10 protein-coding genes are annotated in these 13,630 nt (G+C 64.5%); 5 read left to right on the top strand and 5 right to left on the bottom strand.

The features are described 5' to 3' along the window. Positions 1 to 2: 2 nt before the first annotated feature. From IQ16_RS05235 to IQ16_RS05225, 3 genes are all read left to right on the top strand, one after another. Positions 3 to 1,142 (top strand): thiolase C-terminal domain-containing protein, encoded by a 1,140-nt coding sequence (locus IQ16_RS05235; protein ID WP_018648055.1) that lies wholly within the window; start codon positions 3 to 5, stop codon positions 1,140 to 1,142. Positions 1,143 to 1,248: 106 nt separating this feature from the next. Next, entirely contained in the window at positions 1,249 to 2,163 is a 915-nt protein-coding gene (locus IQ16_RS05230) for an SDR family NAD(P)-dependent oxidoreductase (RefSeq protein ID WP_018648056.1), read from the top strand. Between the two features lie 113 nt (positions 2,164 to 2,276). After that, a complete protein-coding gene (locus tag IQ16_RS05225) occupies positions 2,277 to 3,443 on the top strand; it encodes an SMP-30/gluconolactonase/LRE family protein (RefSeq protein WP_018648057.1) in 1,167 nt (388 codons plus the stop codon). Positions 3,444 to 3,497: 54 nt separating this feature from the next. Here IQ16_RS05225 and ppc read toward each other — a convergent pair whose 3' ends face one another. The 5 genes from ppc to IQ16_RS05200 form a co-directional block, all read right to left on the bottom strand. After that, a complete protein-coding gene (ppc, locus tag IQ16_RS05220; RefSeq protein WP_145831293.1) occupies positions 3,498 to 6,296 on the bottom strand; it encodes a phosphoenolpyruvate carboxylase in 2,799 nt (932 codons plus the stop codon). Positions 6,297 to 6,464: 168 nt separating this feature from the next. Further along, entirely contained in the window at positions 6,465 to 6,869 is a 405-nt protein-coding gene (locus IQ16_RS05215; protein ID WP_018648059.1) for a YccF domain-containing protein, read from the bottom strand. Between the two features lie 47 nt (positions 6,870 to 6,916). Beyond that, a complete protein-coding gene (locus IQ16_RS05210) occupies positions 6,917 to 8,008 on the bottom strand; it encodes a rhomboid family intramembrane serine protease (protein WP_018648060.1) in 1,092 nt (363 codons plus the stop codon). Positions 8,009 to 8,180: 172 nt separating this feature from the next. After that, positions 8,181 to 9,725, bottom strand: a complete 1,545-nt coding sequence (locus IQ16_RS05205) for an acyl-CoA synthetase (RefSeq protein WP_018648061.1) — start codon at positions 9,723 to 9,725, stop codon at positions 8,181 to 8,183. A 113-nt stretch (positions 9,726 to 9,838) separates the two neighbouring features. Then, a complete protein-coding gene (locus tag IQ16_RS05200; protein ID WP_018648062.1) occupies positions 9,839 to 10,648 on the bottom strand; it encodes a crotonase/enoyl-CoA hydratase family protein in 810 nt (269 codons plus the stop codon). 104 nt (positions 10,649 to 10,752) lie between these two features. Here IQ16_RS05200 and IQ16_RS05195 point away from each other — a divergent pair, with 104 nt between their 5' ends. Together IQ16_RS05195 and IQ16_RS05190 are read left to right on the top strand one after the other, a co-directional pair. Next, the gene (locus tag IQ16_RS05195; protein ID WP_018648063.1) at positions 10,753 to 11,625 is read left to right on the top strand and encodes an SDR family oxidoreductase; all 873 of its coding nucleotides are present in this window, start codon (positions 10,753 to 10,755) and stop codon (positions 11,623 to 11,625) included. A gap of 392 nt (positions 11,626 to 12,017) precedes the next feature. Beyond that, positions 12,018 to 13,595, top strand: coding sequence for a fatty acid--CoA ligase (locus tag IQ16_RS05190; RefSeq protein ID WP_018648064.1), 1,578 nt, complete (start codon positions 12,018 to 12,020; stop codon positions 13,593 to 13,595). Positions 13,596 to 13,630: the final 35 nt, after the last annotated feature.

Genomic DNA, 13,630 nt, shown 5'->3' with positions numbered 1-13,630 from the left:
CGATGCGCAGGAACCAGGTTGCCGTCGTCGGTGCGGCCGAGACCACCGAGCTCGGCGTCATCCCGAACGCCTCCCAGCTCCAGCTGCACGCGGATGCGGCGCTCAACGCCATTGCCGACGCCGGGCTGAAGCTCTCCGACATCGACGGCTTTGCCACCGCGGTCGAGACACCTCAGCAGGTCTGCCACTATCTCGGCATCAAGCCGACCTGGGTGGACGGCACCTCGGTCGGCGGCTGCTCGTTCATGCTGCATGTCCGCCACGCGGCGGCAGCGATCGAGGCCGGCCTGTGCAAGACAGTGCTGATCACCCATGCCGAGAGCGGCAAGTCGATGATCGGCAAGCTGCCGCGCTCGATCCCCGCCGACAGCCTGCAGGGCCAGTTCGAGGCGCCCTATGGCGTCTACGGCCCGCCCAGCATGTTCCCGATTCCCGTGCTGCGCTTCATGAAGACCTACGGCATCACGCACGAGCAGCTCGCCTCGGTCGCCGTGGTACAGCGAGAATGGGCGGCGAAGAATCCGCGGGCGATGATGAAGGACCCGATCACCGTCGCCGATGTCCTCAACTCGCGCATGATCGCCTATCCGTTCCGGCTTCTGCAGTGCTGCCTGGTCACCGACGGCGGCGGCGCGCTGATCCTGACCTCGGCGGACAGGGCCAAGGATTTTCCGCGCAAGCCCGTCTACATCATGGGCACCGGCGAGAGCGTCGAGACGCCCATGGTCAGCCAGATGGAGACGTTCAATTCCTCGCGCGCCTTCAAGGTCGCGGGGCCCCTGGCGTTCAAGGAGGCCGGCATCGCGCACAAGGACGTCGATCATCTCATGATCTACGACGCGTTTGCGCATCTGCCGCTGTTCGGGCTCGGCGACCTCGGCTTCATGCCGCATGAGGAGACCGGCCAGTTCATCGCGGACGGCAACACGCGGCCTGGCGGGAAACTGCCGCTCAACACCAATGGCGGCGGGCTCTCCTACATGCATTCCGGCATGTACGGCATGTACGCGCTTCAGGAGAGCGTGCGCCAGATGCGTGGGATCGCACCGGCGCAGGTGCCGAATGCGAAGATTTCAGTGTGCCACGGCGTCGGCGGCATGTTCGCGGCGAGTGGCACGATCGTGTTTACGAACGAGAGGTAATTTCTCGTCGTTCCGGGATGGTCCGAAGGACCAGACCCGGAACCTCGAGATTCCGGGTTCGTGCTTCGCACGCCCCGGAATGACAGAGACAACAGGAGGCATCCACATGACAAAATCACTGCAAGACAAGGTCATCATCGTCACCGGCGCAGGCCGCGGCATCGGGCGCGAGATCGCACTCTTGTGCGCCGGCGAAGGCGCCAAGGTCGTGGTCAACGATCCCGGCGGGGCTTCCGACGGCGCCGGCTCGAACGCGGCCCCGGCCGAAGAAGTGGTCGAGGAGATCAAGAAGCGCGGCGGCACCGCCGTTGCCAATTTCGAGTCGGTTGCAGAAGCGATCCCTGCCAGCAAGATCGTGAAGACCGCGACCGATCATTTCGGCCGCCTCGACGGCGTCGTCAACAATGCCGGCATCTTGCGCGACATGATCTTCCACAAGATGAGCGTGGAGGCGTTCGAGGCCGTCATCAAGGTGCATCTGATGGGCTCGTTCTACGTCAGTCACGCCGCAGCGCGGATCTTCCGCGAGCAGGAAAGCGGCTCCTTCGTGCACTTCACCTCGACCTCGGGCCTGATCGGCAATTTTGGCCAGGCCAACTACGCCGCCGCCAAGCTCGGCATCGTCGGGCTGTCGAAGTCGATCGCGCTCGACATGGGCCGCTTCAACGTCCGCTCCAACTGCGTCTCGCCGTTCGCCTGGACCCGCATGATCGGCACCATCCCCACCGAGACCGACGCCGAGAAGGCGCGCGTCGAGAAGATCAAGCAGATGGGGCCGGAGAAGATCGCGCCGCTGTGCGGCTATCTGCTCGGCGATTCCGCCAAGGACGTCACCGGCCAGATCTTCGGCGTGCGCATGAACGAGATCTTCCTGTTCAGCCAGAACCGGCCGATCCGCTCGGTGCAGCGGAGCGAAGGCTGGACGCCGCAATCGATCGCGGAACACGGCATGCCGGCATTGAAGGGCTCGTTCTACAAGCTCGACCGCTCCGCCGACATCTTCACCTGGGATCCCATCTAGCCGGTCCCGGCTTTGCTGCATTGCGATCTCCGGTTGCCCGGCCGGGGATCGCCCGCTTTACGCCCGATTGCCAGCGGATGGTTTCCTCCCAAACAAAAATATGGGAGGCGACTATGACGAAGCCACTGACCATTTCTGCCGAACCCAGCGAGCCCTTTCTCGCGCGCCGCACCCTGTTGAAGGGCGCGGCGGCCGCAGTTGCGGCGACGGGCGTTACCGTGAACGCGACCTTGGCGGCCTCCGTCGCGCCCTTGGGCCAGACGGGCGCGCCGACGAGATCGACGGCGCCATTGCCCCTGGGACCACTGCCGGGGAGCCGCTACCCGGACTCCCACCTGGAATCCGCCAAAAAGGGACCGCCGTCATTCGGGCCCCCCGGTTTTCCGGCCTTCGCCGGCACCATGGCCGTCGAGCGCGTCGCGACCGGCTTTCGCTGGGCTGAGGGACCGGTGTACTTCCCAGCCGGACGATACCTGTTGTTCAGCGACATTCCGAACAACCGCATCATGCGCTTCTCCGAGGATGACGGTCACCTCAGCGTCTACCGCCAGCCCTCGATGAACTCGAACGGCAACACCATCGATCGCGAAGGGCGCCTGATCACATGCGAGCATAGCGGCCGGCGCGTGACGCGGACCGAACTCGACGGCTCGATCACCATCATTGCGGACAAATTCAACGGCAAGCGACTGAATTCGCCCAACGATGCAGTCGTCACTGCCGATGGTGCGATCTGGTTCACCGATCCCGCCTACGGCATCGGCGGCTTCTACGAGGGTATCAAAGCCGACCCCGAGCAAGAGAAGAAGAACGTCTACCGGGTCGACCCCAAGTCCGGAGAGGTCAAGGTCGTCGTCGATGATTTTGTCGAGCCCAACGGGCTTGCCATCTCACCCGACGAGAAGAAGCTCTACATCTGCGACACCGGCTTCACCGATGGGCCAGACAACCCATCCCATATCCGCGTGTTCGACCTCGACGTGGCCGCCGGGAAGGTCTCGAACAGCAAGGTCTTCGCCGATATGCCAAAACCTGGCATCACCGACGGCGTCCGCTGTGACACCGAGGGGCGCGTCTGGTGTTCGGTGGGCTGGGGCGACACCAACGAAGACGGCGTGCGCTGCTATACGGCATCGGGCGAATTGCTCGGCAAGATCCATATTCCGGAGACCGTGGCAAACCTGACCTTCGGCGGTCAGCAGCGAAACAGGCTTTATATTTGCGGCTCGACATCGCTCTATGCCGTCTACACCAGTGTGCAGGGCGCGATGAAGCCTTGAGCGAATAGCGGGTGGGGTAACGAAGAGAGGCGGCACGCCCGCCTGTTCGCTGCCCTACCCCGTATTCCTCAACCCCGCCGAGATGCCGTTGATCGTTAGCTGAATCCCGCGCAGCACCTGCTCGTCGGGATTCTGCGCGCGGTGCTCCTTCAAGAGCTCGACCTGCACGTGGTTGAGCGGGTCGAGATAGGGGAAGCGGTGGCGCACCGAGCGTTCCAGCAGCGGATTGCCCTGGAGCAGCCGGTCCTGGCCCATGATGTCGAGCAGCGTCTCGATGCAGGAATGCCATTCGCGGCGGATGCGGCCGAAAATCTTTTCGCGCAGCGCCTCGTCCGGAACGAGCTCGGCATAGCGCGAGGCGATCGCGATCGAGCTTTTTGCGAGCACCATGTCCATGTTCGAGAGCAGCATGCGGAAGAACGGCCATTCCTTGTAGAGCTCTTTCAGGAACGGCATGCCCTGTTGCGGATGCTCCGCGATCCACTGCTCGACCGCGCTGCCAAAGCCGTACCAGCCCGGCAGCATCAGGCGGCATTGCGCCCAGGAGAACACCCAGGGGATGGCGCGCAGGTCCTCGATCGCGCGAGTCTTCTTGCGTGAGGCCGGGCGGCTGCCGATGTTCAGCGTCGCGATCTCGTTGATGACCGTGGAAGCCCAGAAGTAATCGACGAAGCCTTCGGTCTCGTAGACGAGGCCGCGATAGGCTTTGAAGGCGAGATTCGAAAGCTCGTCCATCGCAACCAGATATTCGCGGCGCGGTGCGCTCTGGCGCGGATGCAGCAGGCTTGCTTCGAGCGTCGCGGCGGCCAGGATCTCCAGATTATTGCGGCCGACTTCGGCGTTGGAATATTTCGACGAGATGATCTCGCCCTGCTCGGTGATGCGGATCTGGCCGTTCACTGCGCCGCCGGGCTGCGCGATGATGGCGTCATAGCTCGGCCCGCCACCGCGGCCGACCGAGCCGCCACGGCCGTGGAACAGGCGCAGGCGGACGTGGTGGCGCTCGAACACCTCGACGAGGCCGATCTCGGCCTTGTAGAGCTCCCAGCCCGAGGTGACGAAGCCGCCGTCCTTGTTCGAGTCGGAATAGCCGAGCATGACCTCCTGCACGCTGCCGCGGCTGTCGACGAGGCGGCGGTAATCGTGCAGCGACAGCATGCGGTCCATGATGCCGCTTGACGCCTGCAGATCCTCGATGGTCTCGAACAGCGGCACGATGTTGATGGCGCTGCGCCCGGAGGGATGGACGAGGCCCACCTCCTTCAGGAGCACCGCGACCTCGAGCATGTCGGACATGCCCTTGCACATCGAGATGATGCATTGGGGAATGGCGTCCGAGCCGAACTTCGCATGCGCTTCCGCGGCAGCATGGAAGACGTTGAGCTCGCCCATGGTCTCGTCGCTGTATTTGACGAATGGCGAGACCAGCGAGCGCGTGCTTCGGAGTTCATTGGTGAGCAGCGAGATGCGCGCCTCCTCGCCGAGCGCGAGATAGGACATGCCGGGGTTGGCGGCATCCATCAGCTCGGCAATGGTGCGCTCGTGCACCGCCGAGTTCTGGCGGATGTCGAGCCGCGCCAGATGGAAGCCGAAGCAGTCCACCGCGCGGCGCAGCAGCCGCAGCCGGCCGCGGGCGATGACGCGGGCGTTGTTGGAGATCAGCGAGCGGTGCAGCACGTCGAGATCGGCCTTCAACTCCTTCACGCTCTCGTAAGGCCTGCCCTTGCCGACCGGTCGGCGGGTAATTTCGACCTCGAGCGCTTCGGCCGTTGCGGTGAGGCGCGCGTAGATGCCTGATACCGCCAGACGATAGGGCTCGCCGCTCCGGTGCGGGGAGGTGTCCGGCGAGCGCTCCGCCAAATTGCGCAGCTCCTCGGAGACGTCGGCGAGATGGGCTGCGATTGACAGCTCGGAGCCGAGCACGTGCAGCTCGTTCAGATAGAACTGCATCACCCGGCTCGACTGCAGCCGCAGCGTGCCGCGCATGACGTCGGCGGTGACGAAGGGATTGCCGTCACGGTCGCCGCCGATCCAGCTGCCCATGCGCAGGAACGAGGCGAGCTCGCCGGCCGCCTGCTCGCCGCCATCCTCCAGCCGGTCCTCGAGCACGTTGACCAGCCGCGGCACCTCGCGCAGGAAGGTGTAATCGTAGAACGACAGGCCGTTGGCGACCTCGTCGAGCACGGTGAGCTTGGTCCGGCGCAGGAGGTTGGTCTGCCACAGCGTCAGCACCTCGCGGCGGAGCTGCTCGTCGCTGGCGGCGGCCTCCTCAGCCGTCATGGCCACGCGCTCGCGGCGATCCAGAAGGCTAGCGACCTCCATCTCGCGGTCCATCGTGCTCTTGCGGCGGACCTCGGTCGGGTGCGCGGTCAGCACCGGGCTGACCAGCGCGGTCTTGAAGAAGTTGCGGAGCTGGTCGGGACTGATGCCGGCGGCCTTGGCATGGGCCAGCGTCTCCGCCAGCACGCCAGCTCCCGCGCCCTTGGAGGCACTGCGCGCCCGCATCTGGCGGATGTTGTTGTGGTCCTCGGCGATATTGGCGAGGTGGGAGAAATAACTGAAGGCGCGGACGATCCGCACCGTCTCGGAGGTCGACATGCTGTCGAGGATCTGCTCGAGCTCGCGGCGTGCGAGCCGGTCCTCGTCGCGGTGGAACCGGATCGAGGTCTGGCGGATGCTCTCGACCAGGTCGAACACGTCGGCCCCCTCCTGGTCGCGTACCGTGTCGCCCAGGATGCGCCCGAGCAGGCGGATATCGTCGCGCAGCCGGGCGTCCGCTTCCAGCGCCTGGGCGTCCTCAGGGCGGTTGGGGCGATGTTCAGTGGCGTCGGATGGTGCGGTCTGGAGGGACATCGGCTCGCTCCCTGGTTCGAGCGCTCTACGGCTCCCCGGTCCAGAGGAGTGTGCGATATTTTTCTACCGCAGTGCAAGGTGAACTTGGGGGCGGCGCACACGCGATACAGCGGCCCCGGATTGCGCTTCGCTCCATCCGTGCTACGCGTCCCACAACAGGCCGGGTGATCAGGCCGGCACGATCACCTTGCCGATCGGCCAGAGCGCGATGCCGGCGAGCTTCAGATGGGCCCAGGCGAAGGGAATGCCGATGATGGTGATCGCGAGCACCAGCGCGGTCACGAGGTGGCCGAGCGCCAGCCACCAGCCGGCCAGCACGAACCAGATGATGTTGCCGATCACCCCGAGCGGGCCGGTGCCGATATCCTCGACACCCGTGACGTCGTAACGGTTGACCGCCCGGGAGCCGAACGGCAGCAGCGTATAGACGGCGATGTTGAAGGCCGCCCGCGCCCAGGGCAGGCCGATGATGGTGACGGCCATGATCACCGCGGCCACCAGCCAGCCGAACGCCATCCAGGCGCCGCCGATGAGAATCCAGAGGATGTTGAGCAGGATGGAAACGGGGGTCATGGGACGATCCGCGGTCGATGAGCCCTCTTATAGCACGACCTCCGCGGTCATAGTCCATGACGCCGGCTTCGTTCGGCACGCAGCGAGGCGCCGACAAACCCGACATCCTCGATCCCGCGCGAGATCTCCTTCGAGCAGAGCCAAAGCGTCAGCGCGGCGGCGCCGATCGCGGCCAGCCCCGAAATGAGAACAGGATTGGGACAGAATGTGACGAGGACATTATCGAAGGGAACGGAACCGGTCGGCCAGCGCGGGCTGCAAGACGATGCCAGCGCCCAACCGGAAAGCATCACGGCGGCGGCGTTCGCTCCGGCCAAAACCGCCACGACGATCGCAAGGCCCTTCTTCATGGAGAGTACGAGATCAATCGTCTTCACGGCGGCACAACATGCGACCACGACCACGATGGCCAGGCCCCATCCAGAGCCCCCGGCTGCGATCGCCTGAGCCGGGCCGCTCCAGGCCCACAGCGCAACGACACATCCAAGCAGGGTGAGATTGACCTTCACCGTTTCGGGAAACTTGCAGCGAAGCAGCCAGGCATTCGCCTTCTCGATCAGGTCCAGCACGGCGCAGGCGATCAGCCCGGCCACAAACCCACCGAGATGGACGCCCCAGTCGATCCGCGAATTGCCGAACGCGAACGCGATGTTCAATCCGATGTTGATCGCGAAGAAGTCGAACCTGACATCGAGCTTGCCGAGGATCCACAGGCAGAGCAGCGCGCCGAGGATACCCGACGTGGCGCCGGACGCACCGACCGTCAAATAGGGCGTGGAATGGATGCCATTGCCGATGACGGCGCCGAACACCATGGCGCAGAGATAGATGATGAGGAAATAGGCCGGTCCGACCCGCCGCTCGAGATGTCCGCCCCACAGCACCAGACACAACATGTTCATGGTGAGGTGGACGAAATTGACGTGCAGGAAGCCATAGGCGACGAGGCGCCAGTATTCGTGCCGCGCGATCGCGGTCGCATACATGCCGCCGTAGCGATACAGCAACTCGGCCGGCGCCGCCGGGCCGCCTGCCTGGATGAAGCAGAAGCCCGATGCGAGGACCGTCACCGTCATCAGCGCGTAGACGGCGGCATGGGGGACTTCGAAGAAGCCGGGACTGGCACGGTAAGACGGCATGAATGATCGCAAGCTGCAGACAACGATAACCGCAACCTAGCCGAGCCGATCGATGATTGCTACTCCATTGCCTCCTCTTGCCGGTTCTCGTAGCCCCGATGAGCGAAGCGACATCCGGGGCCTTAACTCGCACTGTCCCGGATATCGCTTCGCTCATCCGGGCTACGCAGTGTCAAATCTTCCGGCCCGCCTGCTCCCAATAGGGATCGCGGAGGCGGCGCTTGAAGATCTTGCCGGAATCTTCGCGCGGCAGCCCGCTGCGGATCTCGATGTGCTTTGGCACCTTGTAGTCGGCGAGCGAGGTCTTCAGCCGCGCACGTACATCGGCGGCATCGAGCGTGACGCCGGCTTGCGGCTCGACCACCGCCATCAGCGCCTCGCCGAACTCGGCATCGGGGATGCCGAACACCGCGCAATCATGCACGCCGGGCACGGCGTGCAGCACGGATTCGATCTCGGCCGGATAGATGTTGACGCCACCCGAGATCACCATGTCGCGCTTGCGGTCGCAGATGAAGACGTAGCCGTCCTCGTCGATGTAGCCGACATCGCCCGAAGTGATGAAGCCGTCGCGATCGATCTCGGCGCGCTTCTCCGGCTTGTTGTGGTAGGTGAAATCGGCAAGCTCGGCCATGCGGGAATAGATCTCGCCGATCTCGCCCACGCCGATCACGCGGCCGTCCTCGCCGATGAAGCGCAGCTCGGCGCCGGGCGAGATCTTGCCGACGGTGCCCGGCTTCTTCAGCGCATCCTCCGAGGTCGCGAAGGTGACGGCGCTGGATTCGGTCGAGCCGTAGAATTCGTAGATCACCGGCCCCCACCACTCGATCATCGCGCGCTTGACGTCGGCCGGACACGGCGCGGCGGCATGGATGATGTGGCGCAGCGAGGAGACGTCGTACTTCCTGCGCACCTCCTCCGGCAGCTTCATCAGGCGGATGAACATCGTCGGCACCATGAAGATGGTGTCGATCTTGTAGCGCTCGATCAGCTCCAGAAATTCCTCCGCCTCGAAGCGCGGCATCAGCACCAGCGCGCCGCCGAGCTTGCCGGCGCGGATACCGAAAGAGTTCGGCGCGGAATGATAGAGCGGGCCCGGCAGCAGCGCGCGGGCGCCGGGCTTGAGCCCGTAGATCATCGCACGCATGCGTTCGCCGGCGGCCTGCTGATCCGGTGTCGGCGCGTTGCGCCGCACGCCCTTGGGATGGCCTGTTGTCCCTGACGTGTAGATCATGTTCATGGGCTGCGGCACGATCGGACCATCATAGGGCTGCTGCTGCGCGAGCCAGGATTCGAAATCGATCGCAAAATCCGGCGTGGTCAGGTGATCCGGATCGATCTTGTAGTTGGACAGGATCTCCGGCGGCGGCGGCACGCTGAGCACGGTGACGCCCGCTGGAATCGCATCGCGCAGCGCATGCAGCATATCGGCATGCCCGATCAGCACGGACGTGCCCGTGTCGCCAAGGATGTAGTTGATTTCCTCCGGCTTGAAGTGCCAGTTGATCGGCACGCCATAGGCCCCGAGCCGCATTGCCGCGTAGGCGGCTTCGAGGAAGGCGATGTCGTTGCGCATCAGCATGCAGACGCAATCGCCCTGGCGGACGCCGATCCTGGCGAGGCCGCTTGCGATGCGGTCGGCGCGATTGGTGACCTCCGCATGGGAACGGCGGCGATCGCCGGAGACGATGCCGAAGAATTGGGACGTTTCGCTCATTTTTGTTTTTCTTTGTTGTTGTGTTTGTCATTCCGGGGCGGCTCGGAGAGCCGAACCCGGAATCTCGAGGTTCCGGGTCTGGTCCTTCGGACCATCCCGGAACGACGGAGAGACTAATCCGCAAACTTCGGCGCGCGCTTCTCAAGATTGGCGCGCACCGCCTCGGTCTGGTTCGCACTACCGATCAGCTTTTGCTGCTCGACGGATTCGGCGAGCAGCGCGGGCCCCGGATCGACCGAGAGGTTGTTGAGCAACCGCTTGGCGGCGCGGATCGCATCGGGGCTTTTTCCCGCGATCTCGCGCGCGACTTCCAATGCGGCCGCGCGCGGGTCGTCGCAGATGCGCGTGGCGAGGCCGTAAGTCATCGCCTCCTGCGCGCAGAAGATGCGGCCCGTATAGGTGAGGTCGCGCAAGATATCGTCGCGCACCAGCGAAGCCAGGATCGGCGTGCCGGCCATGTCAGGGACGAGGCCCCATTTGATCTCCATCACCGACATCCGCGCATCCGGGCTGAGGAACCGCATGTCGGCGCCGAGCGAGAGCTGGAAGCCGCCGCCAAAGGCGACGCCGTGCACAGCCGCGATCACGGGAACCGGAAGCTGGCGCCATCCCCATACCGCGGCTTGGGGAAAGTTCGCCTGGCCATGCGTGCGCACGGTGAGGTCGCGATTTTCGCCACCCGGAATTCCATTGCCGCCTTTCTCCTTCATGGCGGCAAAACGCCCCATGTCGAGACCGGCGCAGAAGGCGCGGCCTTCACCCGACAACACGACGACGCGCACGCTCTTGTCCTTTGAAAGCCGGTCCGTTGCGGCCACAAGGGCCTCGAACATAGCCTGATCGAGCGCGTTCATCTTGTCCGCGCGCACCAGGCGCACGTCGGCGACGCCTTCCGAGATCGAGATCGAGACGCGCTCTTCCATGGATGAATTCTCCCTGTTCTTGTTCGGTGCCGCTTTACAGAAAGCTGACGGCCGGATTTAGTCAATCGACCAATTAACTGACAATCCGTACGGGAGAAACGGCGATGTTCAAGGAAAATCTTCTGGCCGGACGGCGCATTCTCGTGACCGGCGGCGGCACCGGGCTCGGCAAGTCGATGGCGGCGCGCTTCCTCCAGCTCGGCGCCGAGGTGCATATCTGCGGCCGGCGCAAGATCGTGTGCGACGAGACCGCGACCGAGCTGATGGATCTCTATGGCGGCCGCGTCACCAGCCACGGCGTCGACATCCGCAACGCGCTCGCGGTCGACGAGATGATCGAGAACATCTTTCGCGATGGTCCCCTCACCGATCTCATCAACAATGCTGCCGGCAATTTTATCTCGCGCAGCGAGGAGCTGTCGCCGCGCGGCTTCGATGCGGTCGCCAACATCGTCATGCACGGCACGTTCTACGTGACGCACGCGATCGGCAAGCGCTGGATTGCGTTGAAGCAGCCCGGCAATGTCGTCTCGATCACCGTGACCTGGGTGCGCAACGGCTCGCCCTATGTGGTGCCGTCGGCGATGAGCAAGTCGGCGATCCACGCCATGACCATGTCGCTTGCGACCGAATGGGGCCGCTACGGCATCCGCCTCAACACCATCGCGCCGGGCGAAATCCCGACCGAGGGCATGAGCAAGCGCATCAAGCCGGGCGATGAAGCCGGCGCGCGCACCAGGGCGATGAACCCGATGGGCCGCGTCGGCACCATGGAGGAACTGCAGAACCTCGCGGTGTTCCTGATCTCCGGCGGCTGCGACTGGATCAACGGCGAAACCATCGCCATGGACGGCGCCCAGGCGCTCGCGATGGGCGGCAATTTCTACCAGCTCCGCGACTGGAGCGACGACGACTGGAAAACCGCGCGCGAGAGCATCATGGCGCAGAACGAGAAGGATCGGGCGAAGCGGGGGTGATGCTCTCTCGTGCCCCGGACGCAGCGCAGCGCGCCGCCTTCGGCGTGGTGCGCTGCTGAGCCGGGGCCCATCTCTCTTCAAACGCGTAAGCAGCATGGGTCCCGGCTCTGCGCAGCAGCGCAAGGGCGCTGCAGCGCGTCCGGGACACGAGACCGCGTTTGCCCGGGACAACGAAGATTCCCCAATCGTCGTCCTGGCGAAAGCCAGGACCCATTACCACCGAATGTCGTTTGGCGAAGATTGGTCATGACCGGTCTTCGCCAAATTGCGTCTCGTGGCTATGGGTCCCGGATCTACGCGCGCTTGTCCGGGACGACAGCTGGGCCCATCTTGTCTTCGTCCGCGGATGACGCCACACTCCCAGGCATAAAAACAAGACGTACGGGAGAAACATGTCCACACAGCCATTGGCTGACCTCACCGACATGGTGCGCGAGCGCGCGAGAAGCCGCGGCAGCGCCATTGCCTATGAGTTCGAGGGCCGCGCCACCAGCTTTGCCGAATTCGACATCAAGACCAACAAGGTCGCGAACGCACTCATCGCCATGGGCGTGACGAAGGGCGACCGCATCGCCTATCTCGGCAAGAACAGCGATCTCTATTTCGAGCTGCTGATGGGCGCGATGAAGGCCGGCGTGGTGATGGCGCCGGTGAACTGGCGGCTCGCAGGGCCGGAGGTCGCCTTCATCGTTTCGGATTGCAAGGCGCCGGTGCTGTTCGTCGGACCGGAGTTCATCACGCAGGTGCGGCAAATCAGGGACCAGATCCCGGGCGTGCGCACCATCATCACGACCGAAGGCGGCGCGCCGGAATGGCAGGATTTTACCGCGTGGCGCGATGCGCAGAGTGGCGACGATCCAAAAGTGCCGATCGACACGAAGGACATCGCGATCCAGCTCTACACCTCGGGCACCACGGGCAAGCCGAAAGGCGCCATGCTGTCGCATGCGAACTTCCTCAATCTGGTGCAGACTGGCAGCGCCGAAGACAAGCCGGAGTGGAACCGGTGGTCGACTGACGACGTCTCGCTGGTGGCGATGCCGATCTTCCACATCGGCGGCTCGGGTTGGGGCGTGATGGGGCTCTATCACGGCGCCCGCGGCGTGATCGCGCGCGAGTTCGATCCGACCAAGGTGCTGGACTTCTTCGAGCGGTCGGGGATAACCAAGCTCTTCATGGTGCCGGCGGCGATGCAATTCGTGGTGCGGCAGCCGCGCGCGAGGACCGTCGATTTCTCCAGGCTGAAATACATGCTGTACGGCGCCTCCCCGATTCCGGCGGCGCTGCTGAAGGAGTGCATTGAGGTCTTCAAATGCGGCTTCGTGCAGATGTACGGCATGACCGAGACCACGGGCACCATCGTCGCGCTGCCGCCGGAGGACCATGTCGAGGGGCTCGAGCGGATGCGCTCGGCCGGCAAGGCACTGCCGGGCGTCGAAATCGCGATTCTGGATGCGGACGGCAAGCCGTTGCCGCCGCGCGAGGTCGGCGAGATCGCGACGCGCTCGGGCTCCAACATGGCGGGCTACTGGAACCTGCCGGAGGCGACCGCCGCCACGCTGCGCGGCGACGGCTGGCTGCGCACGGGTGATGCCGGCTACATGGACGAGGACGGCTATCTCTACATCCACGACCGCATCAAGGACATGATCATCTCCGGCGGCGAGAACATCTATCCCGCCGAGGTCGAGAGCGCACTGTGCGATCATCCAGATGTCGCCGAAGCTGCCGTGATCGGCGTGCCCGACGACAAATGGGGCGAAGCGGTGAAGGCCGTGGTGGTGATGAAATCAGGCAAGCAGGCGACCGCCGCCGACATCATCAACTTCACCCGCGAGCGCATCGCCGGCTACAAGACGCCGAAGAGCGTGGAGTTCCTGCCGGCGCTGCCGCGGAATCCAAGCGGCAAGATCTTGCGGCGGCAGTTGCGCGAGCCGTATTGGGCGGGAAAGGATCGACGGGTGAATTGATCGCGAGGTCGTCCCGGGGCGCACGCAGCGCGAGC

Source organism: Bradyrhizobium huanghuaihaiense (assembly GCF_007830635.1).
Classification (GTDB): Bacteria; Pseudomonadota; Alphaproteobacteria; order Rhizobiales; family Xanthobacteraceae; genus Bradyrhizobium; species Bradyrhizobium huanghuaihaiense.
This window is presented reverse-complemented; position numbering and strand designations above follow the sequence as displayed.

Bases quoted from the DNA above. Each gene is read 5' to 3' on its own strand.
- IQ16_RS05230 (WP_018648056.1), top strand. From the start codon at position 1,249: ATGACAAAATCACTGCAAGACAAGGTCATCATCGTCACCGGCGCAGGC.
- IQ16_RS05235 (WP_018648055.1), top strand. From the start codon at position 3: ATGCGCAGGAACCAGGTTGCCGTCGTCGGTGCGGCCGAGACCACCGAG.
- IQ16_RS05215 (WP_018648059.1), bottom strand. From the start codon at position 6,869: ATGACCCCCGTTTCCATCCTGCTCAACATCCTCTGGATTCTCATCGGC.
- IQ16_RS05210 (WP_018648060.1), bottom strand. From the start codon at position 8,008: ATGCCGTCTTACCGTGCCAGTCCCGGCTTCTTCGAAGTCCCCCATGCC.
- IQ16_RS05195 (WP_018648063.1), top strand. From the start codon at position 10,753: ATGTTCAAGGAAAATCTTCTGGCCGGACGGCGCATTCTCGTGACCGGC.
- IQ16_RS05190 (WP_018648064.1), top strand. From the start codon at position 12,018: ATGTCCACACAGCCATTGGCTGACCTCACCGACATGGTGCGCGAGCGC.
- IQ16_RS05205 (WP_018648061.1), bottom strand. From the start codon at position 9,725: ATGAGCGAAACGTCCCAATTCTTCGGCATCGTCTCCGGCGATCGCCGC.
- IQ16_RS05200 (WP_018648062.1), bottom strand. From the start codon at position 10,648: ATGGAAGAGCGCGTCTCGATCTCGATCTCGGAAGGCGTCGCCGACGTG.
- IQ16_RS05225 (WP_018648057.1), top strand. From the start codon at position 2,277: ATGACGAAGCCACTGACCATTTCTGCCGAACCCAGCGAGCCCTTTCTC.
- ppc (WP_145831293.1), bottom strand. From the start codon at position 6,296: ATGTCCCTCCAGACCGCACCATCCGACGCCACTGAACATCGCCCCAAC.